The organism is Brevibacterium sp. SMBL_HHYL_HB1 (assembly GCF_018208375.1).
In the GTDB taxonomy this organism is placed as follows: domain Bacteria; phylum Actinomycetota; class Actinomycetes; order Actinomycetales; family Brevibacteriaceae; genus Brevibacterium; species Brevibacterium intestinavium.
The window spans coordinates 3,094,651-3,120,860 of the sequence record NZ_CP062936.1 but is presented as its reverse complement, the minus strand read 5'-3'; the positions used below and the strand labels follow the sequence as shown (position 1 = coordinate 3,120,860).

At 67.7% G+C, this 26,210-nt stretch carries 21 protein-coding genes and 1 riboswitch; of the genes, 11 read left to right on the top strand and 10 right to left on the bottom strand.

What is annotated here, in order from left to right; genetic code table 11:
- Positions 1–39: 39 nt before the first annotated feature.
- Both thiC and IG171_RS14400 read right to left on the bottom strand, forming a co-directional pair.
- Positions 40–2,004, bottom strand: coding sequence for a phosphomethylpyrimidine synthase ThiC (gene thiC, locus IG171_RS14405; protein ID WP_249203716.1), 1,965 nt, complete (start codon positions 2,002–2,004; stop codon positions 40–42).
- A riboswitch (TPP riboswitch) is annotated at positions 2,000–2,108 on the bottom strand. (Overlaps the previous gene by 5 nt.)
- A gap of 684 nt (positions 2,109–2,792) precedes the next feature.
- On the bottom strand, positions 2,793–4,100 hold the full coding sequence (locus tag IG171_RS14400) for a M18 family aminopeptidase (RefSeq protein WP_212128070.1): 1,308 nt from the start codon (positions 4,098–4,100) through the stop codon (positions 2,793–2,795).
- Positions 4,101–4,250: 150 nt separating this feature from the next.
- Between IG171_RS14400 and IG171_RS14395 the strand changes: the two genes are divergently transcribed.
- Positions 4,251–5,807 carry a DUF1684 domain-containing protein gene (locus IG171_RS14395; protein ID WP_249203715.1) on the top strand — a complete coding sequence of 519 codons (1,557 nt, stop codon included), beginning with the start codon at positions 4,251–4,253 and terminating at the stop codon, positions 5,805–5,807.
- A 126-nt stretch (positions 5,808–5,933) separates the two neighbouring features.
- Here the strand turns inward: IG171_RS14395 and IG171_RS14390 are convergent, their stop codons facing one another.
- The gene (locus IG171_RS14390) at positions 5,934–7,904 is read right to left on the bottom strand and encodes a M13-type metalloendopeptidase (RefSeq protein WP_212128068.1); all 1,971 of its coding nucleotides are present in this window, start codon (positions 7,902–7,904) and stop codon (positions 5,934–5,936) included.
- Between the two features lie 110 nt (positions 7,905–8,014).
- Here IG171_RS14390 and IG171_RS14385 point away from each other — a divergent pair, with 110 nt between their 5' ends.
- Positions 8,015–8,566: a low molecular weight protein-tyrosine-phosphatase gene (locus tag IG171_RS14385; RefSeq protein ID WP_212128067.1), complete on the top strand. Its 552-nt coding sequence runs from the start codon at positions 8,015–8,017 to the stop codon at positions 8,564–8,566.
- A gap of 65 nt (positions 8,567–8,631) precedes the next feature.
- The gene (locus IG171_RS14380; RefSeq protein ID WP_249203714.1) at positions 8,632–9,306 is read left to right on the top strand and encodes a copper resistance protein CopC; all 675 of its coding nucleotides are present in this window, start codon (positions 8,632–8,634) and stop codon (positions 9,304–9,306) included.
- 92 nt (positions 9,307–9,398) lie between these two features.
- Here IG171_RS14380 and IG171_RS14375 read toward each other — a convergent pair whose 3' ends face one another.
- Positions 9,399–10,577 carry a PQQ-dependent sugar dehydrogenase gene (locus tag IG171_RS14375; RefSeq protein ID WP_212128066.1) on the bottom strand — a complete coding sequence of 393 codons (1,179 nt, stop codon included), beginning with the start codon at positions 10,575–10,577 and terminating at the stop codon, positions 9,399–9,401.
- A gap of 150 nt (positions 10,578–10,727) precedes the next feature.
- Between IG171_RS14375 and IG171_RS14370 the strand changes: the two genes are divergently transcribed.
- Entirely contained in the window at positions 10,728–11,714 is a 987-nt protein-coding gene (locus IG171_RS14370; RefSeq protein WP_212128065.1) for an LLM class flavin-dependent oxidoreductase, read from the top strand.
- Positions 11,715–11,988: 274 nt separating this feature from the next.
- On the opposite strand, the gene IG171_RS14365 is transcribed toward IG171_RS14370, so the two are convergent.
- On the bottom strand, positions 11,989–13,038 hold the full coding sequence (locus IG171_RS14365; RefSeq protein WP_249204354.1) for an MFS transporter: 1,050 nt from the start codon (positions 13,036–13,038) through the stop codon (positions 11,989–11,991).
- A 120-nt stretch (positions 13,039–13,158) separates the two neighbouring features.
- On the opposite strand from IG171_RS14365, the gene IG171_RS19275 reads away from it, so the two are divergent.
- On the top strand, positions 13,159–13,281 hold the full coding sequence (locus IG171_RS19275; RefSeq protein ID WP_283091829.1) for a hypothetical protein: 123 nt from the start codon (positions 13,159–13,161) through the stop codon (positions 13,279–13,281).
- A gap of 15 nt (positions 13,282–13,296) precedes the next feature.
- Here the strand turns inward: IG171_RS19275 and IG171_RS14360 are convergent, their stop codons facing one another.
- The gene (locus tag IG171_RS14360; protein WP_212128064.1) at positions 13,297–14,241 is read right to left on the bottom strand and encodes a LysR family transcriptional regulator; all 945 of its coding nucleotides are present in this window, start codon (positions 14,239–14,241) and stop codon (positions 13,297–13,299) included.
- 77 nt (positions 14,242–14,318) lie between these two features.
- Between IG171_RS14360 and IG171_RS14355 the strand changes: the two genes are divergently transcribed.
- Positions 14,319–16,076, top strand: a complete 1,758-nt coding sequence (locus IG171_RS14355) for an FAD-dependent oxidoreductase (protein WP_212128063.1) — start codon at positions 14,319–14,321, stop codon at positions 16,074–16,076.
- Between the two features lie 72 nt (positions 16,077–16,148).
- On the opposite strand, the gene IG171_RS14350 is transcribed toward IG171_RS14355, so the two are convergent.
- A complete protein-coding gene (locus tag IG171_RS14350; RefSeq protein ID WP_212128062.1) occupies positions 16,149–17,153 on the bottom strand; it encodes a universal stress protein in 1,005 nt (334 codons plus the stop codon).
- Between the two features lie 112 nt (positions 17,154–17,265).
- Here IG171_RS14350 and IG171_RS14345 point away from each other — a divergent pair, with 112 nt between their 5' ends.
- The 4 genes from IG171_RS14345 to dld all read left to right on the top strand — a co-directional run bounded on the left by IG171_RS14345 (position 17,266) and on the right by dld (position 22,516).
- Entirely contained in the window at positions 17,266–17,943 is a 678-nt protein-coding gene (locus IG171_RS14345) for a GntR family transcriptional regulator (RefSeq protein ID WP_212128061.1), read from the top strand.
- Entirely contained in the window at positions 17,940–19,274 is a 1,335-nt protein-coding gene (locus tag IG171_RS14340) for an MFS transporter (protein ID WP_249203713.1), read from the top strand. Before IG171_RS14345 ends, IG171_RS14340 begins: the two co-directional genes overlap by 4 nt.
- Positions 19,275–19,389: 115 nt before the next feature.
- Positions 19,390–20,715 carry a replication-associated recombination protein A gene (locus IG171_RS14335; protein ID WP_249203712.1) on the top strand — a complete coding sequence of 442 codons (1,326 nt, stop codon included), beginning with the start codon at positions 19,390–19,392 and terminating at the stop codon, positions 20,713–20,715.
- Between the two features lie 91 nt (positions 20,716–20,806).
- Positions 20,807–22,516: a D-lactate dehydrogenase gene (gene dld, locus IG171_RS14330; RefSeq protein ID WP_212128059.1), complete on the top strand. Its 1,710-nt coding sequence runs from the start codon at positions 20,807–20,809 to the stop codon at positions 22,514–22,516.
- A 261-nt stretch (positions 22,517–22,777) separates the two neighbouring features.
- Here dld and IG171_RS14325 read toward each other — a convergent pair whose 3' ends face one another.
- The 3 genes from IG171_RS14325 to IG171_RS14315 form a co-directional block, all read right to left on the bottom strand.
- On the bottom strand, positions 22,778–23,347 hold the full coding sequence (locus IG171_RS14325; protein WP_212128058.1) for a hypothetical protein: 570 nt from the start codon (positions 23,345–23,347) through the stop codon (positions 22,778–22,780).
- On the bottom strand, positions 23,344–23,556 hold the full coding sequence (locus tag IG171_RS14320; protein ID WP_212128057.1) for a helix-turn-helix transcriptional regulator: 213 nt from the start codon (positions 23,554–23,556) through the stop codon (positions 23,344–23,346). Before IG171_RS14320 ends, IG171_RS14325 begins: the two co-directional genes overlap by 4 nt.
- A 193-nt stretch (positions 23,557–23,749) precedes the next feature.
- Positions 23,750–24,361 carry an XRE family transcriptional regulator gene (locus tag IG171_RS14315; RefSeq protein WP_212128056.1) on the bottom strand — a complete coding sequence of 204 codons (612 nt, stop codon included), beginning with the start codon at positions 24,359–24,361 and terminating at the stop codon, positions 23,750–23,752.
- A 91-nt stretch (positions 24,362–24,452) separates the two neighbouring features.
- Between IG171_RS14315 and IG171_RS14310 the strand changes: the two genes are divergently transcribed.
- A complete protein-coding gene (locus IG171_RS14310; RefSeq protein WP_212128055.1) occupies positions 24,453–26,102 on the top strand; it encodes an FAD-dependent oxidoreductase in 1,650 nt (549 codons plus the stop codon).
- Positions 26,103–26,210 lie beyond the last annotated feature (108 nt).

The window sequence follows — 26,210 nt, the reverse complement described above, 5'->3', positions numbered from 1 at the left end:
GCGTGGGTGTGGCCGCCTCATTGGGCGGACGGGTTCGTCTCACTGGGAGGGCGGGCCCAGTGTCGGCTCGGGCAGGTAGACCTGTCCACCTGAGGCGAGGAACTCACGACTCTTCTCCTGCATTCCCGCCAGTGCCGCCTGCGCCTCGGCGCTGCCGTAGGTGTCGCGGATGTCCTGGGAGATGCGCATGGAGCAGAACTTCGGCCCGCACATCGAGCAGAAGTGCGCGGTCTTCGCAGGTTCCGCCGGCAGCGTCTGATCGTGGAAGTCCTCGGCAGTCTCCGGGTCGAGGCCGAGCGCGAACTGGTCGCGCCAGCGGAATTCGAAGCGAGCCTTCGACAGGGCATCATCGCGGGCCGTCGCACCGGGATGTCCCTTCGCGACGTCGGCGGCATGCGCGGCGATCTTGTAGGTGATCACCCCGGTCTTGACGTCGTCGAGGTCGGGCAGGCCGAGGTGCTCCTTCGGGGTGACGTAGCAGAGCATGGCCGTGCCGTAGCGGGCGATCTCGGTCGCCCCGATCGCCGAGGTGATGTGGTCGTAGCCGGGTGCGATATCGGTGACCAGCGGACCCAGGGTGTAGAAGGGAGCACCGTGGCACAGCTCCTGCTGACGTTCGACGTTCTCGCGCACGAGGTGGAGCGGAATGTGGCCCGGGCCTTCGACCATGACCTGGACGTCGTGGGCCCAGGCCCTTTCGGTCAGCTCGGCCAGGGTGTCGAGTTCGGCGAACTGGGCGGCGTCATTGGCATCGGCGATGGATCCAGGGCGCAGCCCGTCGCCGAGCGAGAACGCGACATCGTAGCGGGCGAAGATCTCGCAGAGTTCGTCGAAGTGGGTGTAGAGGAAGTTCTCCTCGTGGTGGGCCAAGCACCAGCCGGCCATGATGGATCCTCCGCGGGAGACCATCCCGGTGACCCGGTCGGCCGTCAGCGGCACGTAGCGCAGGAGCACACCGGCATGGACGGTCATGTAGTCCACGCCCTGCTCGCACTGCTCGATGACGGTGTCGCGATAGATCTCCCAGGTCAGCGCGTTCGCATCGCCGTCGATCTTCTCCAGAGCCTGGTAGATCGGGACGGTGCCGATGGGGATCGGGGAGTTGCGGATGATCCACTCGCGGGTGGTGTGGATGTCGTTGCCGGTCGACAGGTCCATGAGGGTGTCGGCACCCCACTTCGCGGCCCAACGCAGCTTCTGCACCTCCTCGGCGATGGAGCTGGTGACCGCGGAGTTGCCGATGTTCGCGTTGATCTTGACCAGGAAGGCCTTGCCGATGATCATCGGCTCCGACTCGGGGTGGTTGATGTTGTTCGGGATGATCGCGCGCCCGGCGGCGAGCTCGGCACGGACGAGTTCGACGTCGCACTGCTCGCGCAGGGCCACGTACCGCATCTCCGGGGTGATGATGCCCTGCCGGGCGTAGTGCATCTGGGTGACCGTGCGCCCGGACTTGGCCCGGCGCGGAACCGGTTTGCGGCCCTGCCACTGCTGGGTGGGTGCGCCCCGGCGGACTGCGGCGCGCCCGTCATCGGCGATGAGGTGCCCGCGCGCTTCGTAGGTCTCCGTGTCGAGGCGGGCGTCGATCCAGGGGAATCGCATGGCCGGCAGTCCCTCCTCGGGGACGCTTCCCGGTCCGACGGTCCGGTAGACGTGGACGGGCTGGTTCGGCTTCGAGTTCGAATCGTCGAGGTCGATGCGGGTGACGGGCACCCGGATGTTGTGCTCGGCGTCTTCGACCCACGCCTGCGAATGCGTCGCGTACTGCTCGGTGGAGAAGGGGTTCGGGGAGTTCGGGGTGGACGAGGGGGTCGGGTCGTTCGGAGTGGTCGAAGGGTTCGGGTTGTTCGGAGTGGCTGAGGATTCCGAGGCCACCTCGGCGGGGGTTTCTGCGGTCGATTTGGAGGCCGAGCGGGCAGGTGTTTCGACGGTCGCCTCGGAGGCCGAGTGGGCAGGGCCTCCGGAGGTGGTGTGGGCTGGTGTTTCAGGGGTGAACGCAGTCATCCGCAGTCCTCACTTCCTACGCCGGTATCAACCGGATCAGGTTCTACGGTCTCGGACGATCCAGTCCGATCTCAGCCCTTCCAGAGGGCTCCCGTGGGGTCGTGCAACTTCTATCACGGGGTCAGCGGGAAGACAAACCAGCTGAGGCATTCGGCCGATGAAGCGAATGCGAAAGGCGGCGTCGAACCCGCGCAATCTGCCCGCCTCGCGTCGCTCGTTCAAGCCGGAGCGCTTCCGACGCGGCTCGTTCAAGCCGTAGCGCAGTTGTCGAATCGTGCACCGTTCGATATTTGCGGCCCGTCTTGACCGACGTTGTTGGTGCGGCGCTACGCCTTGAACGACGCTGTTGGCCTTGAACGAGGCGTTGAGTGAGGCAGCCGCTGCGTCGCCGAGCCTCGAGCGACGTCGTTGTTGCACTCAATGCGCTCTGAATGACGTTGCTGCTGTGGCTTCTGAGCAGCTTGGGAGAACACCTTCGTCCCGCGTCGCTCGTTCAAGGCGGAGCGCGCCCGACGCGGCTCGTTCAAGCCTTAGCGCGCTTCATGTCCCTCGTTCAAGGCGGAGCGCAGTTGTCGAATCGTGCACCGTTCGATATGTGCGGCCCGCCTTGACCGACGTTGTTGGTGCGGCGCTACGCCTTGAACGACGCTGTTGGCCTTGAACGAGGCGTTGAATGAGGGTGCCGCTGCGCCGCCAGGCCTCGAACGACGCCACCCCGGCGCCACCAGACGCCACCCCGGCACCACCAGACGCCACCCGACGCCGCTGCGCTTTGGACGCCGCGGCGCTCAAGCGCCCTGGAGGAACGTCTTCGCGGCGGCTCCGAGGGCGACGACGTCGGAGACCGCGACCATCTCGCGGGCCGAGTGCATCGAATACAGGGCCGGGCCCACATCGACGGTGGTCATGCCCAGTCGTGTAGCCGTCAGCGGGCCGATCGTCGACCCGCAGGGCATCGCGTTGTTCGACACGAAGTCCTGATACTCGACACCGGCGGCCGCACAGGCCCGCGACCACACCGCCGTGCCCACCGCATCGGTGGCGTAGCGCTGCTGGGCGTTGAGCTTGAGCAGGGGACCGCCGCCGAGGCGGGGCCTGACATGCGGGTCATGCCGCTCCGGGTAGTTCGGGTGGGCGGCATGCCCGGCGTCCGAGGACACGCACACCGAGGACGCGAGGGCGGTCAGGTAATCGCTGCGCGTCGAGTTCGGCAGCAGGGAGGCGATGATGCGTTCGGTGACATCGGCGAGGAAGGGCCCGCAGGCACCGGAGCGCGAATTCGACCCGATCTCCTCGTGGTCGAAGGCGGCGAAGAGTGCGATGGCCTCGAGCCCGTCGGCGTCGAGGTTCGTCAGCGCGGTGACGCCGGCGTGGACGGACAGAAGGTTGTCCAGCCGCGGCGAGGCGAAGAACTCCTCGGCCGCCCCGAAGCGGCTGGGCTCCTGGGCCGGGATGGTGTAGACGTCGTGTCCGACGACGGTCTCGGGGTCCACCTCGGCGGAGGCGGCGAGCAGCTCGACGATATCGGCCTCGGCGAGGTCGGCCAGACCGATCACTGGTGCGGTGTGACGCTGCTTGTCCAGGGTCAGACCGTCGTTGACCTGGCGGTCGAGGTGGATCGCCAGCTGCGGGATCCGCGCGATCGGTCCCGTGCGGGCCAGCGCGACGGTGCCGTCGGCGAGGCTGAGGCGACCGGCGAAGGCCAGCTCCCGGTCGAGCCAGGAATTCAGCAGCGGACCGCCGTAGATCTCGACTCCGACCTGGCGCATGCCCTCGGCGGTGTACTCGGCACCGGGTTTGAGCTTGAAGGCGGGGGAGTCCGTGTGGGATCCGAACACCCGGAACCCGGGCACCGCCTCGGCGGGGGTGGTGGGATTGATCCAGGCGATGAGTGCTCCGTCACGGACGACGTAGTGACCGGACCCGGGCGACAGGGCCCACGACGTCGATTCGTCGAGGCGGGAGAAGCCGGCCTGCTTCAGGCGTGTGGCCGCGGTGTCCACGGCGTGATACGAGCTGGGGGAGGCGCTGACGAAGTCACTGAGGTCGGCCGCGGTCTCGGCGGCCAGGTCGGGTCTCGGGTGCGAATCGCTCATTTCCCCAGCCTATCCTTTGCGGTAGTTTGGAGGGCAGAGGGTTTGGTTCCAGACGGCGCGTCGGCATCGGATTCGGTGGTACGCGCTGGTGACGGGGACCCGGCGACCGCGACCCGGTGGCCGCAACAGCGACAGCAAGGAGTGTTCGACGTGAACCAGTTCGTGACTGAGTGGAACACCTGGCGCGATTCACGGAACTCGGCACTGGCGAAACCCTTCGGCTGGCTCAGCGTCGTCGGACTGCACTGGCTCGACCAGGAGTCGACGTGGCCCGAGGCCCCCGGCACGTTCACCGTCGAGGACGGATGGGTCACCATCGCGCTCGAGCCCGGCATCAAGGCCGGCCCCGCCGCCGAGACCTTCGACCTCATGAGCGAGTCCCAGACGGATGCGACGACGGCCTCGACCGGAGTGACGGCGCCGTCGACGAGTGCGGCGCGGGCGACCAGCCCCTCGGTGCCCAGCGACACCTCGACCCTGCCGACCGTCAGCGACCGGGCCGACCAGGAGACCGCACCCGCACGCCCGCAGGTCCGGGTCGAGGACAACGGTTTCAGCGCCCGTCTGCCCGAGGGGGGATCGCTGAGCTGGTTCACCGTCGGCAGCGTCCTCTACGAACTCATCGACCGCGGCGGCCGCCTCGGCGTGCGCGTGCGCGATTCCAAGTCGCCCCTGTTGGGCAAGTTCTTTGAGGTCCCGGCCTTCGACCCGGATCCGGACTTCGTCTTCCTCGGCCGATTCACCCGGTTCGATCCGTTCAAGACCTTCACGATCGAGACCGCCCAGGAGGATCTGCAGCTGCAGACCCAGGCGGCCGGGATCGTGACCTTCGAGACGAAGCAGGGCGAGGTCAGCCTGCTCGCCACCGGATGCCCGAAGACCGGGCTCCAGCTGGACTTCCACGATTCGACGAACGGGAAGACCACCCCCGCGTGGCGGACCCTCGACCTCGGCGTGCCGAACCAGGACGGTTCGCTCGTCATCGACTTCAACCGCGCGGTCAACTACCCCTTCGCGTTCACCGCCTTCGCCACCTGCCCCGCCCCGATCGAGGGCAATGTCGTGCCCTTCGAGGTCACCGCCGGTGAGCGGCGCCCCCCGTTCTTTTACTCGGAGGCCGGGATCAACGTTCCGTTCCTGTTCTACGTGTGGTGGGACGAGGACAGCGCCGAGGTGACCCGCCCCTGGTACTCGAGTTTCGGCCTCGACATCACCATTCTCAACCCGGACCACGACGACGGGCGGGTCTCGCTCGTCGGCTTCGACGGGATCGCGATGTCCGGTGGGGATCTGAGCGTGCTCGGGCGCAAGGCCCGCTCACGGCTGATCGACATCGCCACCGAGGCGCTGACCTCGCGGATCCCGGTGATCGGCCTCGGCGCCTACTCCGAGTTCGTCATCCAGGCCCAGCGGGAGCTGCGGCACCAGCAGGGCTATGACGACGGCATCGAGTCCGAGTACGAAGCCTCCGAGGGGCGCCTGCTCATCGTGATGAACAACGAACTCGACCCGCAGCAGGCCGGATTCGACATCGTCCACACCGATGCCAGCGGGCTGATCTATGTGGAGATGCCCTTCGACATCCCGCTCGAGTCCGATCTCACCGAGGTCGAGGAATTCCAGGCGGCGCTGGAGGCCGACCGGCCGATCACCAGCTGGCAGGAATTCGACTACCGCATGGTCGCGCTCATCCGCGGCCATCGGTGAGGCACCGGCCCCGCAGACGCAACTGAGGGCGGCCCGGCGATCTCGCTGGAGATCGTCGGGCCGCCCTCAGTTGCGTCGGGGCGCTGTCAGCCCACTGGGGTCGACCTCACCACGCGGTCTCCGGCCTCACCAGATGGTCACGCGTTCGGCCGGGGCGAGGTACATGCCGTCGGAGGCGGTGACCCCGTAGGTGTCGTGGAAGGCGGTCATGTTCTTGACCACCTGGTTGCAGCGGAACTCCTCGGGCGAGTGCGGGTCGATCGACAGCCGGCGCACGCGCTCCTCGGTGCGCATCTTCGACCGCCACGCCTTCGCCCAGGCGGAGAAGAACGACTTCGCCTGCTCCGTCGACGGGGCCACCGGCTGACCGGGGGTGCCGGCCCGTTCGCCGAGTTCGAGCTCGAGCGCCTTCCAGCCGATCGACAGCCCGCCGAGGTCGCCGATGTTCTCACCGACCGTCAGCGCCCCGTTGACGTGCTGGCTCTCGTCGAGGCCGGCCGGGACCAGCGCATCGTACTGAGCGATGAGCGCATTCGTGCGTTCCTCGAACAGCTTCCGGTCCGATTCGGTCCACCAGTCGACGAGGTTGCCGTCCCCGTCGTAGCGTGATCCCTGATCATCGAAGCCGTGCCCGATCTCGTGGCCGATGACCGCGCCGATGGCCCCGAAGTTCGCGGCCACGTCACCCTCGGGATCGAAGAACGGCGGCTGCAGGATCGCGGCGGGGAAGACGATCTCGTTCATCACCGGGTGGAAGTAGGCGTTGACCGTCTGCGGGGTCATCAGCCATTCGGTCCGATCGATCGGCCTGCCGATGCGACGCACCTGCCGCACGTGCTCGGCCTGGGAGCAGCGGCGCACATTGCCGACGAGATCGGTCGCATCGATGACGGCCGGGTACTCGCGCCACACCTCGGGGTAGCCGACCTTCGGCGTGAACTTCGAGAGCTTGACCAGGGCGCGTTCCTTCGTCTCCTCGCTCATCCAGTCGAGTTCGCGGATCGACTTGTCGTAGGCCTTGATGAGCATGTCCACGAGGTGGTCGATCGCGGCCTTGGCCGATGGCGGGAACTCGGCGGCGACGTAGAGTTTGCCCACCGCCTCGCCGAGGCAGCCCTCGACGAGCCCGACCCCGCGCTTCCATCGCTCCCGCAGAGCCGGTGTGCCCGAGAGCGTGCGGGACTTGAAATCGAAGTTCTCCTCGACGAACTCATCGGACAGCAGTGCGGCGGTGTCGGAGACGACGACGAAGCGCAGCCAGGTTTTGATGGTCTCGATGTCGGTCTCGGCCCACACCTTCGCCATGCCCGTGACGAACGAGGGCTGGGAGACCACGAGGTGCTTGAGGTCGGCCGCCTCGGCGGTCAGCAGTCCCAGGTAGGAGTCGAAGTCGAATTCGGGGCCGAGGTCGCGCAGCTGACTGACCGAATACTTGTTGTAGGTCTTCTCCGCATCCCGGCAGGCGACCCGGTCCCAGTGGTGGCGGGCCAGGGCGGTCTCGAAGGCCATCACCTTCGCGGCCACCTCGGCGTCGGTGATCCCGGACTTCTCCCCGAGCCCGGCCAGGGCCGAGATGCGCTGCACATGCGCGAGGAACTTCGCGCGCACCTCGGCGTGGTCGTCGTTGAAGTAGTAGTCCTCGTCGGGCAGGGAGATTCCGGCCTGGACGAGGTAGAGGGCGTAGACGTCGGAGTCCTTCGCATCGGCGGTGACGTAGCCGCCGAGCACTCCGCCGATGCCCTCGATCTCGAGGCGGGCCAGCAGCGCTGCGAGCTCGGACTTGTCCTCGGCGGCGTCGATGGCCGCGAACGTCGAGTCGAGCGGGGTGACCCCGAGCGAGTTGATCCGCTCGACGTCCATGAACGAGGTGTACAGATCGGCGACCTTCTGACCTTCGCTGCCGGGTTCCTGGTCGGATTCGGACACGGAGGTGATGATGTCGCGGACCTTGGTCTCGGCGGTGTCGAAGAGCTCGCGCATGGCTCCGTCGCCGGCCCGGTCGTCGGGGATGGTGAACGAGTCGATCCACTCGCCGTTGATGTGCTGGTAGAGGTCGTCCTGAGGCCGTGCCGAAACGGCTGAAGTTTCAGAAGTCATGGTCCAACAGTATCGTGATCAGTGGCCGGGGGAGAGGGTCGTGATCGCCCGAGAAACGCAGCCCCGGTCGCGCGTCGGTCGCTGACCCGACAGCCTTTGAGGAGGAACGAATGACTATGGCATCCGTCGTGTTCGTGTGCACCGGCAACATCTGCCGATCCGTCACCGCCGAGCGTGTGCTCGAACATCATCTGCAGATCAACGGCGCCGAGGCGCTCGTCGACTCCGCAGGGATCAGCGACGAGGAGGCGGGCAACCCCATCGACCCGCGTCAGGCGCGTGTGCTCGCCGCGGCCGGATACCGCACCGATGATCACGTCGCGCGGCAGATCACGCCCGAATGGCTGGCCGAACGCGATCTGGCCGTGGCGATGACGGCCCGCCACTACCGCGTGCTGCAGAGGCTGATCGCCGATCTGCCCGCCGAGGCGGCGCCCGAGCTGCGGATGCTGCGCGAATTCGATCCGCGGGTGGCCGGTGCGGCAGGAGATGCGAGCCGGGCCGGGGCCGCCTCGGCGGGGGTCGACGAGGCTCCGGCGCCCGACGTGCCGGACCCGTGGTACGGGGAATTAAAGGATTTCGAAGAAACTCTTGAGACAATCGAGGTATCCGTGCCGGGAATTACCGATCACCTGCATGCACTGGCAGTGAAGTCTCAGTGATACTGGTAGGCAGAAGCTTGTCGGCACGACCGATATCGCAGGTACGCCTTGAAGGAGAATCTCTCATGTCTCGAACCATGACCCGAACGACGTGGTCAGCTCTCAGGTTGGGCTTCGCCGCCCTGCTGGTCGCTGCGATGAGCGTGTTCGCGTTCGCCCCCGCCGCCAGTGCGCACGACCAGCTGGTGTCGTCGAATCCCGAGGACGGGGCCGAACTCGACCAGCAGCCGAAGTGGCTCGAGATGACCTTCTCCGGTGAGATCCAAGAGGTCGGCTCCGAGGTCACCGTCGTCGTCGACGGCAAGGACGTCTCCGCCGGTGAGCTGACCGTCGAGGGCAAGAAGCTGGAGGTCGCCCTGCCCGATGACCTCAGGCCCGGCGACTACGAGGTGACCTGGCGGGTGGTGTCCCAGGACGGCCACCCGATCTCCGGCGACTACGCGTTCACGATCAAGGACTCCGAGGGCGCCGGCGGCGACGTCAAGGAATCGTCCGAGGAGTCGACGAAGGCCGGACTCGGCGGCGGTGTCGTCGACGAACCGGGCAAGGACACCGAGGAGCGCGGCGAGATCGGTGAGACGGCCGGCAGCGATTCCGGCATGTCGACCCCGATGATCGTGCTGCTGTCCGTCGGCGGGGTGGCGATCATCGTCATCGTCGTCCTGCTCATGCGCCGCAAGTCCCAGGGCCTGCCCGGCACCAAGGGCGACGACTCGGGGGCCGGCCCGAAGAACGGCTGACGGGCCGGCGGATTCTGCGCCTCTCGTCCAACGAGACCCAGTCCCTGCAGTTCGGGCCCCGGAAGCATCCACTTCCGGGGCCCGAACTGCGTTCACGGCACGAAGCGCAGCAGGCGGTCGTCGTCGGGACCGGGCTCGCCGCGGCCGTCGGTGTTGTTCGTCGCGACCACCAGCGACCCATCGGGGGCTTGGGCGACATCTCGCAGCCGGCCGTGCTCGCCCGCCCAGAGCTGCGTGGAGGTCGAGAGGTCATCGAGGGGGACCTCGTGCAGGCGCTGGCCGCGCAGACCGGCGATGACGATGGACTGATCGGTGACGGCCATGCCGCTGGGGCTGGCCTCGCTCGGCGGCCACTGCTGCACCGGGTCGGTGAAGTCGTCCGAACCGCCCTCGCCCGCGCCGTCCTCGCCCGCGCCGTCCTCGCCCGCGCCGCCCTCGACCTCGGGCCAGCCGTAGTTGCCGCCGGCCTCGATCACGTTGAGCTCGTCCCAAGTGTCCTGGCCGAACTCCGAAGCGTACATCGTCCCCTGCTCGTCCCAGGCGATGCCCTGCGGGTTCCGGTGGCCCATGCTGAAGACCAGCGAATCGTCGAACGGGTTGTCCTCGGGAACCTCGCCATCGGGGCTCATGCGCAGGATCTTCCCGGACAGCGCCTGCCGGTCCTGCGCGCTGTCGCGATCGCCGGTGTCGCCGAGGGTGGCGTAGAGCATCCCATCGGGCCCGAACGCCAGACGTCCCCCATTGTGGAAGCTGCCGGTGGGCAGGCCGTCGAGGACCGTCTCGGGCTCACCCAGGGACAGGCTCCCCGCCTCGCCGAGGAGGTCGAATCGTTCGATCCGGTTCTCGTCACCGGCGGCATAGAAGGCATAGAGTTCGTCGTCGCGGACGGCGAGCCCGTGGAGGCCGGCCTCACCCGTCGCCGCGACCTCGTCGAGGCGGGCGACCTCGCGGGCATCACCGTCGGAGGAGATCTCGAGGATGCGGCCGGAGTCGCGCTCGCTGACCAGAGGCGTGTCCCCGACGAAGACGACCGACCACGGAGCCTCGAGCCCGCTGGCGATGACCTCCGGGTCGTCGTGGCCCGGTGAGCTGGAGCTCTGCGCCGAATCCGTGCCGTCAGCCTCGGCCTCCGACGCCGAGGCGGCCGTGTCCTCCCGTCCGCTCGAATCCTCGACCCCGGAGCCCGAGGAGCAGGCCGTGGCCAAGACGGCGAGGGCCAGCGCAGCACCGGTGAGAAGCCGTCCCGTTCGCCGCTGTGCTGTGGTGCTCATGATCTCTCCTCGATAGGGGAGTCCGATTCATTCAGCCTAGCCGCCCGTGGCCGAGGAATAGAACCGTCTGTCCGGACTGTTGCCTTCAGAGTCTGCACTGTGACCGCGTTCTGTGACCGCGTCGCTCACCCATCGAAGGAGCCTCACGTCTTGTCTGTCCCGTTGAATATCCTCGACCTCGTCTCCATTCGGGAAGGATCCACCGCTCGCGAAGGCATCGCCGAATCGATGGCCTCGGCGAAGCTGGCCGACGAGCTGGGATACCGGCGCCTGTGGTTCGCCGAGCACCACAACACACTGGGGCTGGCCGCCAGTGCCACTGCTCTCCTCATCTCGCAGGCCGCCTCGGTGACGGAGAGGATCCGGGTCGGTTCCGGCGGCGTCATGCTGCCCAACCATGCCCCGCTCATGGTCGCCGAGCAGTACGGGACGCTCGCGAACATCCACGGCGACCGCATCGATCTGGGCCTCGGGCGCGCACCCGGCACTGATGGGATGACCGCGCAGGCGCTCGCCCGGTCCTCGGCCGAACCCCAGGACTTCGCGCAGAACATCTACGACCTGCAGGGTTGGTTCTCCGACAGCGGACAAGCGCACACCATGCCGATCAAATCGGCCGTCTCGGCGGGCATGGACGTGCCCATCTGGGTGCTCGGATCGACGATGAATGGGGCCTCGATCGCCGGACAGCTGGGGCTGCCGTTCTCCCTGGCCTCGCACTTCGCGCCCGACCAGATCGACATCGCGATCAAGACGTACCGCGATTCGTTCACCGCCGATGCCCCGACCGCGCAGATCGACGAACCCTACGTCATGGCCGGTATCAACGTCATGGTCGCAGACACCGACGCCGAGGCGGCCCGTCAGTTCACCTCCGTGCAGCAGATGTTCAATGACCTGCGCACCGGTCGCCGACGCAATCTGCAGCCCCCGGTCGACCCGGCCGACATCGCCGCGCAAGGCGGGACCAGTCCGATGCTGCAGGTCAGCGCGGTCGGCTCACCGGACACGGCGACAGCGCAGATGGCCGAGTTCGTTCAGCGCACCGGAGCCGACGAGCTCATCACCATCACCTACGCCTTCGATCCCGAGGTGCAGCGCCAGTCCCTGCGACTGCTCGCCGACGCGTGGTTCTGAGGAAGTCTCTGATCGAAGGCGGGACACGGGCGAGGGCCTCGGCCGTGTCCTCCCGACCGCTCGAATCCTCGGCCCCGGACCCCGAGGAGCAGGCCGTGAGCGTCAGGACGAGCGCGGCACCGGAGAGGACCCGAGCGGCAACAGGCCGCTTCATCGTGGTTCGCATGTTCCCTCCTCGGCGTCGGTGCCCGGGTCCGGCACTCTCAGACCAGCGCGCCGCGCCCGCCGAGAGAATGGTCACGCCCTGCCCGTCGAGAGAACCGCCGAGGTCGCCTCAGGCGGCCGGGACCGGCTCCCGCTGCGCGGTTCGGGTGAGTCGGATGAGGACGAGTCCGGCGATGGCGATGACTCCGCTGGCGAGCATGATGATCGCCATCGGCACCGGCGTCGACTCTCCGCCGAGGCCGACCAGGGCCGCCGCGACCCCGGCCAGGGCGAACTGTCCGAGGCCGAGGAACGACGAGGCCAGTCCGGTCGTGCGGGCAGAGACCGCGGACATCGCGATCGCGCTCGCATTGCCGAGCACCATGCCCAGGGGTGCGATGGCGATGAACAGCGGGATCATGAGCGGCCACGATTCGATCCCGGCGAATGCGGAGGCCAGAGTGGCCAGAACGCCGACCATGCTCAGCGTCAGGCCCGTGCCGGCCAGACGCATCAGCGAGTATCGCCGATTGAGCCGGTTCGAAGCGAGCGTCGTCAGCGACATGCCGATCGCATTGATCGCGAAGGCTATGCCGTAGCCGATCTCGCTCAGTCCGATGAGCGTCTGGTAGACGAACGGCGAAGCGGAGATGTAGGCCATGAGCACGCCCATGCCGAAGGCGAAGGTCAGCGTGCTGCCGACGTAGGGCAGGGCGAGGAGCCCACGCCAGGCTCCCGGTTCGCGCGCGCTCCTCCTGCGCTGCCGTTCCTCGAGCGGCAGCCTCTCGCGCAGCACCGCGACGGCGGCGAGGAGCGAGACGAGTGCGAGGCCGAAGACGACCCAGAGGATGCCGCGCCACCCCAGCGGGTCGACGAGAGCGCTGCCGACCAGAGGGGCGACGATCGGGGCGATCCCGGTGATTGCGATCATGACATTCAGCGCCCGGGCCGCCTCGGTGCCGGACTGGCGGTCGAGGACGATCGCACGGCCGATGACCATGCCCGCTGAGCTTCCGATGCCCTGCAGGCCGCGGGCGATGATGAGCACCGTGACCGATGGGGCGATTGCCGCGATGACGCTGGAGACGACATAGACGAGGAGTCCGGAGAGGAGGGGGATCATGCGTCCCGACCGGTCCGACCAGGGGCCGAAGACCATCTGGCCGACGCCGGCTCCGATGAGGAAGGTCGTCAGCGACAGCTGGATGCCGGTGGCTGTGGTGTCGAGGTCCGCGACCTGGCCGACCGGCGCCGCATCACCCTCGCCCTGACTTCGAAGGCGAGTGAGAACCTCGAGCGGGTGCGCGAGGAGTGGCGCCGGACGGTCTCAGGAGCCGATATCGACCCCGACGACCTCGACGCCGCCTTCCGCGTCCTCCGCGCCATCGACTCCTGGATCGGGAAGGGGGCTTCGAGCTCCTAGGGTTCCGGCCCGGTCTCAGTGAGCCAGCCGCACATGCCCTGCCAGGCCGGTGTCGTCGGCGGTCAGGGCTCGTGCGGTGTCGAGGATCGTGTCCTCCATCGCCGAGGCGGCCCTGGTCGGCCGCACGTCCGCGCGCTTGGCGAGGCTGACCGTCCGTGACAGGTCCGGCTCGACCAGCTGCACCGAGGTCAGGTGCGGGCGGTCGACGAGCACCATGGCCGGAACGATCGCGAGTCCGAGCCCGCGCTCGACGAAGCGCAGCACCGCGTCCATCTCCCCGCCCTCGACGACGACGTTCGGGCTCAGCCCCGCGGATTCGAAGGCCGCCGAGGTCGCCTCCCGCAGGTCGTAGCCGTGGTGGAACAGCACCTGGGGGAGCTCGGCCACCTCGGCGAGGGTGATCCGGTCCCTGCCGGTGAGATCTGCGCCGCCGCCGGCCGCGGCGATGACGACGAGGTCCTCGCCGAGCACGCTGCGCATCGCCAGCCTCGGCATCTGCGGCCCGGGGTCGAGGGTGCGGGTGATCAGCGCCAGATCGAGCTCGCCGGCCCCGAGCGCCTCGATGAGCTCGCGCGAGCCCTTCTCCACGAGCTCGAGCTCGATGCCGGGGTGGTCGCGATGGAAGCGGCTGATCGCCTCGGCGACGAGGCTCACGCACAGCGTCGGGGTCGCACCGAGGCGGATCCGGCCGCGCCGCAGTCCGGCGAGCTCGTCCATGTCGCGGCGGACCGCCTCGGCGTCGGCGAGCATGCGCCGGGCCGTCGGCAGCAGGGTCTGACCGGCCGCGGTCAGCGAGATGTGGCCGCGCGCGCGGTGGAAGAGCTCGGCGCCGAGCTCCTTCTCCAGCGTCGAGATCTGGCGGCTCAGCGACGGCTGGGCCAGATGCAGGGCGGCGGCGGCCTTCGTGAAATGGCCGGTGGCGGCGACCTCGACGAAGCCGGCCAGCTGTTCGAGATTCATGCCGATAGCATACCGCTATCAACTTCAGTCGAACAATGCATTGGACGTATGTATTAGGCGAACCTAACGTGGAAGCCATGAACACCACACAGGGCACTGCCCGTCGCAAGGAATACTCAATCTCCACCTCGGTGCTGGTCATCGGCACCGGCGGATCGGGCCTGAGGGCCGCGATCGAGGTCGCCGAGGCCGGCGTCGACGTCCTCGCCGTCGGCAAACGTCCGAAGGAAGACGCCCACACCTCGCTGGCCGCCGGCGGCATCAACGCGGCGCTGGCCACGATGGACCCCGAGGACAGCTGGGCCCAGCACGCCGCCGACACGATCAAGGAGTCCTATGGCCTCGCCAACCCCCGAACCGTCGAGATCGTCACCCAGGGAGCGGCCGAGGGAATCGTCGACCTGGAGCGATATGGAATGGACTTCCAGAAGGAGGACGACGGTCGGATCTCTCAGCGCTTCTTCGGCGCCCACACCTGGCGTCGCACCGCTTTCGCCGGAGACTACACGGGTCTGGAGATCCAGCGCACCCTCATTCATCGTGCCCAGGCCCTGAACGTCCCGATCCTCGACCGCGTCTACATCACGAAGCTGCTCGTCGCTGGCGGCCGCATCTTCGGCGCCTACGGCTTCGACGTCATCGACGGCACCGGCTACCGGATCCACGCCGATGCCGTCATCCTCGCCGCCGGCGGCCACAACCGCATCTGGCGGCGGACCTCATCGCGTCGGGACGAGAACACCGGCGACTCCTTCCGTCTGGCCGTCGAGGCCGGTGCCCGACTCCGCGACGCCGAGCTCGTCCAGTTCCACCCCTCGGGCATCATCGAACCCGAGAACGCCGCCGGAACGCTGGTCTCCGAGGCCGCCCGCGGCGAAGGCGGCATCCTCACCAACGGGCTGGGGGAGCGGTTCATGGAACGCTACGATCCGCAGCGTCTGGAGCTGTCCACCCGCGACCGCGTGGCCCTGGCCGCCTACACGGAGATCGCCGAGGGCCGTGGGACAGCCAACGGCGGCGTCTGGCTCGACGTCTCCCATCTGCCGCGCGAGACGATCATGAGCCGCCTGCCGCGCGTGTTCGCCACCCTCATGGAGACTCAGATGCTCGATATCACGCGCTCGCCGATCGAGATCGCCCCGACCGCGCACTACTCGATGGGCGGAGTCTGGGTCGACCCCGTCGACCACAGCACCGACGTGGCCGGACTGTGGGCCATCGGCGAGGCCTCCTCCGGGCTGCACGGGGCCAACCGGCTGGGCGGGAACTCGCTCATCGAACTCCTCGTCTTCGGCCGCCTCGTCGGCCGCTCCGCCGTCGCCTACTCCGATGGGCTCGAGGCGCAGGTGCGCTCGCAGGACGCCATCGCCGAGGCGAGGGCCGAGATCGATGATCTGCTCGCCTCCGAGGGCACGGAGAACGTCCGGGCCCTCCAGCGCGAGGTCCGCAACCTCATGACCGAGCACGCCGGGGTCGTCCGCGACGAGGCCGGTCTGCAGGCGGGCCTGGACAAGCTCGCGAACATCGAGGAGCGGATGGCGAACGTCGGCATCCACCCGGACATCGCCGGATTCGCCGATCTCTCCCACGCCTTCGACCTCAGGTCCTCGGTGCTCGCGGCCCGAGCGACGATCGAATGCGCCCTCGAGCGCCGGGAGACCCGCGGCTGCCACAACCGCAGCGACTACCCCGAGCAGGACCCGGCGCTGCAGGTCAACCTCGTATGGTCGCCGAGCGCCGGAGTCGTGCGCGAATCGATCCCGCCGATCGACCCCGAGGTCGAGGCGTTGATGCGCACCGACGAGATCAGCCAGGAGGGCAAGCTCGTCGAGTAGTCCGCTCCGGGCCCGGCCCGATCGCTCGCGCCTCTGTCCGCGTTATGTCACAGCAGGGCGTTCGGGTCGGATTCAGCGGCGGACCGAAGTGCGCGATTCCAATCGCGGGTCGGGGCGAAAGGTCACCAGCAGGACGCTCGAGTGTGCGCCCGAGAGCACAGCGGAGCTCGTGCGCCCCAGCTGAGACGTCATGGCCGCGAACTGTCCGATCCCGCGTTTGCCGATGGCGATGAGATCGGCGTCCTCGGAGGCGCGGATCAGAGCATCGACAGGATCGCCGGTCGGGAACTCGGCATCGGCATCCAGAGTCGGGAACTCACGGCGCAGCCATGCGAGATCGGCCTCTGCGCGAGCCCTGGCGGCGGCGTCAGCCAATGCGTTGACTCCGACGAGAACGCGCAGACGCTGTCCGCTGCCAACGGCGAACTCGGCGGCGTCGAGAGCCGCCACGGCAGCGTACTCCGAGGTGTCGAGACCCACGACGACGACTCCACGTGTGCGCCCTTGTCCGGCATCGGCGCGCGCGTTGCCGTCGTCTGCAGGAACAGCATCGACGGGTGCGTCGCTGCCGCCGGTCGTCGTCGGCAGCCCAGGGCCGGAGCGCATCGTCGGGTGGGCTGCCGGATCGTCGAACTCGCTGCCCGTGCGCACCCTGTGCACCAGCACCGAACTCAGCGCATGGCCCGGCAGGCCGAAGCTGACAGTCCCGAGCCGGGGACTGTTGCCCTGTCCGACTCCGTGGTGTCCGAGCACCAGCAGGGACGCATCGCTGGCAAGGGCGCTCAGCGCTTCGGCCGGATCGCCGATGACGACTTCGGTGTCGATCGTCGTGTCGGAAGCGCCGTCGGGATGCGCGGCATCGAGGTGAGCGAGCCGGACCGAGAGTCTGGTCAGCACCTCGTCGCCAGCCGATCTGAGCTCGGATTCTGCCGCGCTCTCCGGGCCGGCGGGAGTGATGACGTGGACAAGGTTCAGGGTGCGGCCGGACCCGCGCAGCTCCTTGAGCGCCCACGCGGCGGCCTCCTCGCTCGGTGCTGAACCGTCGATGCCGACGATCACATCTTGGTGCAGTGCCACGGTGTCTCCTCGGTGAGACGGATCGGATGAGCTGACTCATGCGCAATCGTATCGTGAGATCGGCCGAAGAGTTGATGCATCTATCAATGTATGCATCTGCTATTGTGGTGGTGTGAATGAACTGCTGACGCTTCCGTGGCAACTCACCGACGACTCCTCCCCGATCGCCTCGCGGATGGCCGCCTGGGCCGCCCGCGAGATCATCGAACGGCGATTCGAACCCGGCGAACTGCTCACCGAGGCCGACCTCGCCGAGGCGCAGAAGGCCAGCCGCACCCCGGCCCGGGAGGCGATGCTCCAGCTCGAACGCTGGCGACTCGTCCGCCTCGTGCCGAAGAAGGGCGCCATCGTCACCACGGTCACGAGCCGAGAGCGCCGCGATCTGCTCGCCGTGCGCGCGATGTTCGAAGTCGATGCCGTCGAAGCGCTGACCGCCGCGGACGGCCTCGAAGCACTTGCGAAGGACCTGCGCACCCTGCTCGATCATCAGCGCCGAGCGCTCGAGGCGGCCGATACCCTCGACTTCGCCAGCGCCGACTACGCCTTCCACGCCCGGCTCATCCGCAGCGGCGGCAACAGCATCGTCGAAGAGCTGCTGACGACGATGGGCCCGCGCCTGGCCCGACTGACCTATGAGGTCGCCATCGACCATCCGGCCGGCCTCGACACCCTGCTCGACGAACACGAACGCCTGACCGATCGGGCCGAGAACGGCGACACCGCAGGATTCGGCCGCCTCGTCCACGAACACATCGCCGCCTCGCACTTCCCGGAGAACCGCCCCCTGTGACCGCAGACCCCCACACCGACACCATCCCTGCTCCCGCTGAACCCGCAGCCGCCCCTTCCGTTCCCGAGGAACCCGGCACCGCGGCTTCCACCCCTGCTGAAGCCGGCACCGCGGCTGCCCCGTCCGACGGCGCAGCCCACCCTCGCCGAGGCGCCCCCTGGCTGCGTGTGGCACCGGCGATGTTGCTGCTCGCCTGGGGCGGCAACCACTTCACACCGCTCGTCCACCTCTACGAGGAGGACGGCGGCTACGCCGTCTGGCAGGCGAACCTCCTGCTGGGCATGTACGTCGGCGGGCTCATCCCCGGACTGCTGGTCGCCTCGGCGCTGTCGGATCGGCACGGACGCAAACCGATCCTCATCTCAGGATCGCTGGCCGCGATCATCGGCAGCGTGGGCCTCGGCCTCGGATTCGACCTCTTCTGGCTGCTGTGCGCCGGGCGCGTACTGGCCGGGATCGGCGTCGGCGTGGCGATGTCGGTGGGCACGAGCTGGATCAAGGAACTCTCCGCCCCTCCCTTCGACCACCGGGCGAACATCACCGCCGGAGCCCGCCGTCCGGCACTGACCCTGACCCTGGGATTCGCCCTCGGCGCCGCGGTCACCGGATGCCTCGCACAGTGGGGTCCGCTGCCCGAGGTGCTGCCGTACGCCGTCCACGGTCTGCTCAACCTCGTCGCCCTGCTCATCGCGGTCACTGCGCCCGAAACCCTGCCGAAGCACCGGCGGACGGATCAGCACTGGTGGCACGGGCTGCGGATCCCGCTGGTCGGCCACCGCACCTTCGTGCACCTGATCATGCCCGCCGCGCCCTGGGTCTTCGGCGCCGCCGGCATCGCCTATGCGGTCATGCCGGCCCTGGTCCAGGACGAACTGGGGGAGTGGACGACGCTGTACGCGACCGTGCTCACCGTGCTCACCCTCGGTGCCGGAGCGCTCGTGCAGAACCTCGTGCCGCGGATCAACCGGGTCACCGGCGGACGGGCGATCGTCGTCGGTCTCGGACTCATGAGCCTCGGCATGGCCCTCGGCGTCGCGGCCGCGCTGACGGCGGACCCGATCCTCGCCTTCGTCGTCGCCATCGTGCTCGGCCTGGCCTACGGCATCTGCGTCGTCGCCGGACTCATCCTCGTCCAGGCCATCGCCGAACCCGACGACCTCGCCGGAATCACCGGGGTCTACTACTCCCTGGCCTACTCGGGATTCCTGCTGCCCACGGTGCTCGCCGCACTGCTGCCCGTGCTCGACTACAGCCTCTCTCTGGCCGGGGTCGCCGCGATCTGCCTGACCTGCCTCGGCGCCGTGGCCCGTGCGGCGAATCGGCCGTGGTGAGCGAGGCTGGTGGGCCTGTCGGCCTCTGCCGCCGGGAACTAGGATGAAACCGGAATCCTCACCGCGTGCGGAATCCTCACCGCGCAGACGGGTCCATGGCGAAGGAGGTGACACAGTGACTCAGGAGCCACCGTCCTTGTTCGAATCCGACAGTGTCGGGCGTCCCCTCGCCGATCGTCTGCGCCCGGAGACTCTCGAGGACGTGCTGGGTCAGGAGCACCTTCTCGGGCACGACGCGCCGATCGGCCGGATGGTCGACGAGCGTCGACTGGTCTCGATGGTGCTGTGGGGGCCTCCTGGCTGTGGGAAGACCACCATTGCGCGTCTGCTCGCAGATCGCACAAGGTTGGCCTTCGAGCCCCTGTCAGCGACCTTCTCCGGAGTCGCCGAACTCCGAAGAGTCTTCCAGGCGGCTGCCAAACGCCGAGAGATCGGTCAGGGCACGATGCTGTTCGTCGATGAGATCCACCGCTTCAACCGTGCTCAGCAGGATTCCTTCCTTCCCTATGTGGAGGACGGCACAGTGGTGCTCGTCGGCGCGACGACGGAGAACCCCAGCTTCGAGCTCAACTCCGCACTCCTCTCCCGCTGCCAGGTGTTCGTCCTCAGACGCCTCGACGAGCAGACGCTGACCACGCTCATCGAACGTGCCGAAGAGGCCATGGGGCGATCGCTTCCGGTCGACGATCAGGCTCGGCAGGCGATGGTGGCGATGGCCGACGGCGACGGCAGGTACCTGCTCAATCTCATCGAGCAGCTCCAAACCGTCAGCGAGACGCTCGATACGTCCGGCCTGGTCAGTTTGGTTCAGCAGCGCGCACCGGTCTACGACAAGGGTCAGGAAGGCCACTACAACCTCATCTCCGCGCTGCACAAATCCATGCGCGGATCCGACCCCGACGCGTCGCTGTACTGGTTGGCGAGGATGCTCGACGGCGGTGAAGACCCGCTCTACATCGCCCGACGCCTCGTGCGGTTCGCCAATGAGGACATCGCGATCGCCGACCCGCAGGCCGTCCACCAGGCCACGGCGGCATGGGACGTCTACGAGCGGCTCGGGTCTCCGGAGGGTGAGCTCGCGATCGCCCAGGCCGTCGTCTATCTCGCAACCGCCCCGAAGTCCGTCGCGGTCTACTCGGCGTTCAATGCCGCGAAGCGGCTGGCGAAGACGACCGGTTCCCTCATGCCGCCGGCGAACATCCTCAACGCCCCGACGAAGCTGATGAAGGACCTCGGCTACGGGGAGGGCTACGAGTACGATCCGCACACGCCGGGAGGATTCTCGGGGGCGAACTACTTCCCCGAAGAGATGGAGCCGGAGAGGCTGTACCGGCCCACAGGCAACGGCTACGAGCGCATCATCGCCGAGAAACTGGCCGAATGGCATCGGATGCGCACGGAGAGGCGGACGCAGGACGCGCAGGAGGACGAGGAACCGTGACCTGAGGATCGAACTGCGGGGTCGCCTCGGCGCGCCTCGACGAAGTACCACTGCGAAGACAGTTCACAACGACAAGAGAGGGACCGACACCATGCTCGGAAGATCACGCCAGCACCAATCACCAGCCGTCAGCGCATTCATCGACATCATGGGCAGCCGCCACGTGCTCACCTCGGCGAGGGCCACGGCGCCGTACGCCAAGGGCAATCGGTTCGGCGGCGGCAGCGTGCTCGCCGTGCTCAAGCCGGGCAGCCTCGTCGACATGTGGCGGGCGCTGCAGGTCTGCGTCGATCACGACCTCATCGTCATTCCCCAGTCGGCCAACACCGGCCTGACCGGCGGTTCCGGGCCCGGCGCGCAGGACTACGACCGCGAGATCGTCATCATCTCGACCCTGCGGCTCAATCAGATCCACCTCATCAACGACGCTCGCGAGGCCGTGTGCCTGGCCGGATCCACCCTCTACGAACTCGACGAGGCGCTCGCCCCGCTCGGTCGCGAACCGCATTCGGTCATCGGCTCGTCCTCGATCGGGGCCTCGGTCATCGGCGGCATCGCCAACAACTCCGGCGGCAGCCAGGTCCGCAAGGGTCCGGCGTTCACGAAGCATGCGATCTTCGCCCGCGTCACCGAGGAGGGCCGACTCGAACTGGTCAACCACCTCGGCGTCGAACTCGGTGACGATCCCGCCCACATCCTCGACAAGCTCCAGCGCGGCGACTGGTCCCCGGCGGACGTCACCCCGCCGCCGGAGGACACGATGGAGACCGAGTACGGCGAGCACGTGCGCGAGATCGTCGATTCGCCCGCCCGCTTCAACGCGAACCCGAAGTTCCTCTACGAAGCCTCCGGTTCGGCCGGCAAGCTCATGGTCTTCGCCGTGCGCACCCGCACCTTCCCGAAGGTGACGGGCGCGACCACGTTCTACGTCGGCACGAACTCTCCGGCCGAGCTCGAGGATCTGCGCCGGGCGATCCTGACCTCGGACATGCCGCTGCCGGTCTCCGGGGAGTACATGGGCCGGCCCTCGTTCGACCTCGCCGAGAAGTACGGCAAGGACACGTTCGTGTCGATCAAGCATGCCGGCAGCCGTGAGCAGATCAAACTCTTCGCGCTGAAGAACTGGGCCAACGGTGTGTTCGCGAAGCTGCCGTTCTTCGGGCAGACCGTTGCCGATACGATCGCCCAGCGGGCCTTCGCTCTGCTCCCGCAGCAGCTGCCGGAGTGGATGCTCAAGTTCCGCGATCGGTTCGAGCACCACCTCCTGCTCGTCGTCAGCGGTGAGGAGAAGGACAGGATGGGCGCCTTCCTCGACGACTTCTTCGCCGAGGCGGGGCATGAGGGGGATTACTTCGTCTGCACGGACGACGAGGCTCAGTCCGCGATGCTCCACCGCTTCGGGGCCGCAAGTGCCGCGACCCGGTACTTCAATCTCAACCGCGACGAGTCGGCGGACATGATCACCTTCGATGTGGCGCTGCGCCGCGACGAGGACGACTGGCTCGAAGTCCTGCCCGACGAGATCGCCGATCAGCTGCACATCAGCTCCTACTACGGTCATTTCTTCTGCCATGTCCTCCACCAGGACCATGTGGCGAAGAAGGGCGTCGACCCGGTGGCGCTGAAGAAGCAGATGATGGAGCTGCTCGAGGCCCGCGGGGCCGCCGTGCCCGCCGAGCACAACTACGGCCGCCTCTACCGTGTGCCGGAAGAGATGGAGGCCCACTTCAAGGAACTCGACCCCTGCAACGTCTTCAACCCGGGAGTCGGCGAGACCTCACCGCGCAAGAACTGGGCATAAGCGCGGCGTTCGGCCGGGTGCCGGCGGACGTGGGCGCGGCCAGCCGGGTGCCGGTAGTGGGGGTGCACGCTGTCCGATGCACAGCGCACCGTTGGCCTCAGCTCCCACCCTCAGCGTCACAACGCCCTGTCCTGTGTGCACCCCTCACCGTCAGCGCCATAACGCCCCGGTGCAACGAGTAGTTTCGGCCGCTGACGGTGAGGGATGGTCGGCCTCGCCGAGGCGGATGTCCCGACGGCGCCAGAGCCGAGAGCGTCCTGCTCAGTCTTCGTCCTCGATGTCGGCGGCTGAAGCGATCTCGCGGCGGGCTTGCTTGATCTTGCGCGAACGCGAGATCGACATCGCCACGATGGCACCCGCGAATCCGACTGCCGCTCCGATGGCGATCGAGGTGGAGCTGGTCAGTCCGCTCAGGTCGCTTCCCAGGCCGACGTCGATGAGCGGATGACCGGTGGTCATGTGGAAGACGATGGCTGCGACCCATGCAATGGCGAACACGGCACCGAGGATGTAGGAGATGAGCAGCCGGTGAGGCGACACGCGTGCCATGGCCAGAGAGAAGTCCACGTTCTCGCGTTTGCAATAGGCCGAGACCGCCATGCCGGACACGCCCGAGGCCAGGACGATCAGCGCCGTCCACATTCCGCCGCCGATGACGGCGAAGATGACGCCGAGGGCGAAGAACACATAGGTCGAGACGATCGAGCCGAACGTGTACGCCCGGAGGATGACCTCACGTTCCCGTTCGTCTCCCATGGACGGATCGTCGAAGCCGGCGATTCTGTCGGCCAATTCGTTGGTGCGAGGCTTCTTTCCGCTGCTGGTGTTCATTGGGCTTCCTCCTGAAGCGAGAAGATCTCTTCCACGGTGGTGTCCAGGGCTCGGGCGATCCGCAGAGCGAGATAGACGCTGGGCGCATAGTCGCCGCGCTCGGTGGCGATGATCGTCTGTCGGGATACGCCTGTCAGCTGTGCCAGCTGGGCCTGAGTGAGTCCGGACGCCTTGCGAATCTGCTTGAGGTCCGAAGTCTGCACTTCCATATCGCCCCTAGATGTCAATTTCTCTTTACATAAAAAGTAAAGCATCTTTGACACCCCCATGTCAAAGATGCTTGACATCTGTTTCGCCGCCGCGCATCGGAGGCGGCATATCCTTCCGGTGCTGTGATGTGACGCTTGCCCTGAGTGGTGGTGGCGCGTCCGTCCTGTCGCCGAGGGCTGCGCGTCCGTCCTGTTATTGCGGCTTGTCCTCCGGCGCGCTCTCCTCGAGCCCTCCTTCCGCAGGCGTGCCCTCCTCGGGCATGTGGGTGTGCATTCGCACTCCCTCGTTGTTGAAGATGCTCAGGATCTGAGCCGAACGCTTGCCCGCGGCGAACATGGCGTGCGGGACCCGCGTGTCGAACTCGGCCGCTTCGCCGCGGGCGAGCACGAGGTCCTGATCGCCGAGGAGCAGCCGGAGTCTGCCCGAAAGGACGTAGAGCCATTCGTATCCGTCGTGGACCCGCAGCTCCGGGGGACTGGTCACGGGCGGATAGGTGATCTTGTACGTGGCGATCGGCGCTCCTTCGGGCGCCAGCGGCACGATGACCATCCCGTTTCTGTGGATGCTCGGGCGGCGAACTCGCGGATCGGAGGCCGCGGGCGTCACGAGGTCATCGAGGCTGATCCCGAGCTGGCGGGTGAGGGGGATGAGGAGCTCGAGGTTCGCCTGCCGCTTGCCCGACTCCAATCGTGACAGGGTGCTCGTCGACATATCGGCTCGGGAGGCCAGGTCCTCGAGTGTCCAGCCGCGACTGCTGCGCAGCGCCCGCAGTCGTGCGCCGATGTGTTTGATCTCGTCGACCATGATCGTCTTTCCCCCTGCTCCCGAAGCATTCTTTTTGCTGATTCTGCAAGAACTATTGCAAAACTGCAAGCCTGGCGCGGACTATGGTGGCATGAGAGAAGAATGGGAAGTCATCATCGTCGGAGGAGGCGTGGCCGGGCTGTCGGCGGCGCTGACATTGGGAAGGTCGGGCCGGCGTGTGCTGGTCGTCGACGGCGGGGCGCCGCGCAACCGCTTCGCCGCGCACATGCACGGAATGCTCGGCAACGACGGCCTCGAACCGGCCGAGCTGCTGCGACGCGGACGAGAAGAGCTCGGAGCCTACGATGTCACGGTTCGCACGGGCAGGATCAGCAGCGCAGAGGAGGCGGCGGACGGCCTCGTGGTCGCGTTCGACGACGGTGAGACCGCATCGACCCGGGCGCTCATCGCCGCGAGCGGTCTGAGCGACGTACTGCCCGAGATCCCCGGAATGTGCGAACAGTGGGGCACGGGCGTCCTGCACTGCCCGTACTGCCACGGCTGGGAGGTGCGCGGGCAGCGTTTGGCCGTCCTCGGCACCTCGCCGATGTCTCTGCACCAAGCACAGCTGCTCCGGCAGTGGAGCGACCGACTGATCTTCTTCACCGCCGGCTGCGGACCGATCGATTCGGACCTCGCCGCGCGTCTGCGCTCTCGCGGGGTCAGACTCGTCGATTCCCCTGTCACCGAGCTTCTCACCGACCGCGGCCGCCTCACCGGGGTCCGCCTCGGCGACGGCGACAGCATCGAACTCGATGCGATGTTCACCGCCCCGATCCTGCGCCCGAACGACCGGTACCTGGCCGATCTGGGGCTGCAGCGCACCGAGAATGCGATGGGCGACTTCATCGCCGTCGATCCCGTCGGCCAGACCAGCCACCCACGAGTCTGGGCGATCGGCAACATCGTCAATCCCGGCGCCAACGTGCCGGTCTCGATCGGTGCCGGATCGATGACCGGGGGCGTGGTCAACATGGCCCTGGTGACTGAGGAATTCGACAGGGCCGTCGAGGGGGCCGACCCGGCTGGTCTCTCCTCGGGACCGGCAGAGCATCGGGAGACCGAATCGGCCGAAGACTACTGGGAGGGTCAGTACGCCGAGAGCTCCCAGCGCTGGTCCGGACGGGTCAATCCCGCCACCGCCGAGGTGGCCGCCGCCCTGCACGTGCCCGTGAACGGCTCCGCCCTCGACCTCGGCTGCGGTGAGGGCGGGGACGCCGTGTGGTTGGCGAAGCAGGGATGGCAGGTCACCGCCGTCGACATCTCGGCCACGGCGATCGCACGCGGAATCGAGAACGCTCGTGAGGCCGGGGCCGCGGATGCGGTGACCTGGGTGAGCCAGGACCTTTCCGCTTGGGTGACGGAGGAGACGTTCGACCTCGTCACAGCATCGTATTTCCATTCCAGTGTGGAGCTGCCCCGGACCGAGATACTTCGTCGAGCCGCCGCGCGGGTGCGGCGAGGCGGGCACCTGCTGATCGTCTCCCATGTGTTCGAAACCCCCGCCGACATCCCCGCCTGGGCGCTGCGGCACCACGAGACCGATGACCCGGAGGATCCGCAGCTGCAGGATGAGCTCAGTGTGCTGCTGACCCCGGACGCCGAGGTGGCCGAGCTCGATCTGGACGAAGCCGACTGGCAGGTTGTGAGGAAGGAGATCCGCTCGCGCGAGGCCACCGGTCCCGACGGTGATGAGACGGCCACGGTCAAGGACGGAATCGTCCTCCTGAGGCGAGCATGAGGCGCAGCTGCGTCTGACACCGTCCGCCTCGAGGTCTCGAATCAGCGCCTGCGGGCCCGCTCTGCGCCGCCGTGCGCCCGGCCGACGCCGCCGTGCACCCGGCCGACG

What these genes read in the sequence shown, in the direction of transcription:
- thiC (WP_249203716.1), bottom strand. Translation starts at nt 2,004, where the DNA reads ATGACTGCGTTCACCCCTGAAACACCAGCCCACACCACCTCCGGAGGC.
- IG171_RS14400 (WP_212128070.1), bottom strand. Translation starts at nt 4,100, where the DNA reads ATGAGCGATTCGCACCCGAGACCCGACCTGGCCGCCGAGACCGCGGCC.
- IG171_RS14390 (WP_212128068.1), bottom strand. Translation starts at nt 7,904, where the DNA reads ATGACTTCTGAAACTTCAGCCGTTTCGGCACGGCCTCAGGACGACCTC.
- IG171_RS14385 (WP_212128067.1), top strand. Translation starts at nt 8,015, where the DNA reads ATGACTATGGCATCCGTCGTGTTCGTGTGCACCGGCAACATCTGCCGA.
- IG171_RS14380 (WP_249203714.1), top strand. Translation starts at nt 8,632, where the DNA reads ATGTCTCGAACCATGACCCGAACGACGTGGTCAGCTCTCAGGTTGGGC.
- IG171_RS14375 (WP_212128066.1), bottom strand. Translation starts at nt 10,577, where the DNA reads ATGAGCACCACAGCACAGCGGCGAACGGGACGGCTTCTCACCGGTGCT.
- IG171_RS14360 (WP_212128064.1), bottom strand. Translation starts at nt 14,241, where the DNA reads ATGAATCTCGAACAGCTGGCCGGCTTCGTCGAGGTCGCCGCCACCGGC.
- IG171_RS14355 (WP_212128063.1), top strand. Translation starts at nt 14,319, where the DNA reads ATGAACACCACACAGGGCACTGCCCGTCGCAAGGAATACTCAATCTCC.
- dld (WP_212128059.1), top strand. Translation starts at nt 20,807, where the DNA reads ATGCTCGGAAGATCACGCCAGCACCAATCACCAGCCGTCAGCGCATTC.
- IG171_RS14325 (WP_212128058.1), bottom strand. Translation starts at nt 23,347, where the DNA reads ATGAACACCAGCAGCGGAAAGAAGCCTCGCACCAACGAATTGGCCGAC.
- IG171_RS14320 (WP_212128057.1), bottom strand. Translation starts at nt 23,556, where the DNA reads ATGGAAGTGCAGACTTCGGACCTCAAGCAGATTCGCAAGGCGTCCGGA.
- IG171_RS14315 (WP_212128056.1), bottom strand. Translation starts at nt 24,361, where the DNA reads ATGGTCGACGAGATCAAACACATCGGCGCACGACTGCGGGCGCTGCGC.
- IG171_RS14310 (WP_212128055.1), top strand. Translation starts at nt 24,453, where the DNA reads ATGAGAGAAGAATGGGAAGTCATCATCGTCGGAGGAGGCGTGGCCGGG.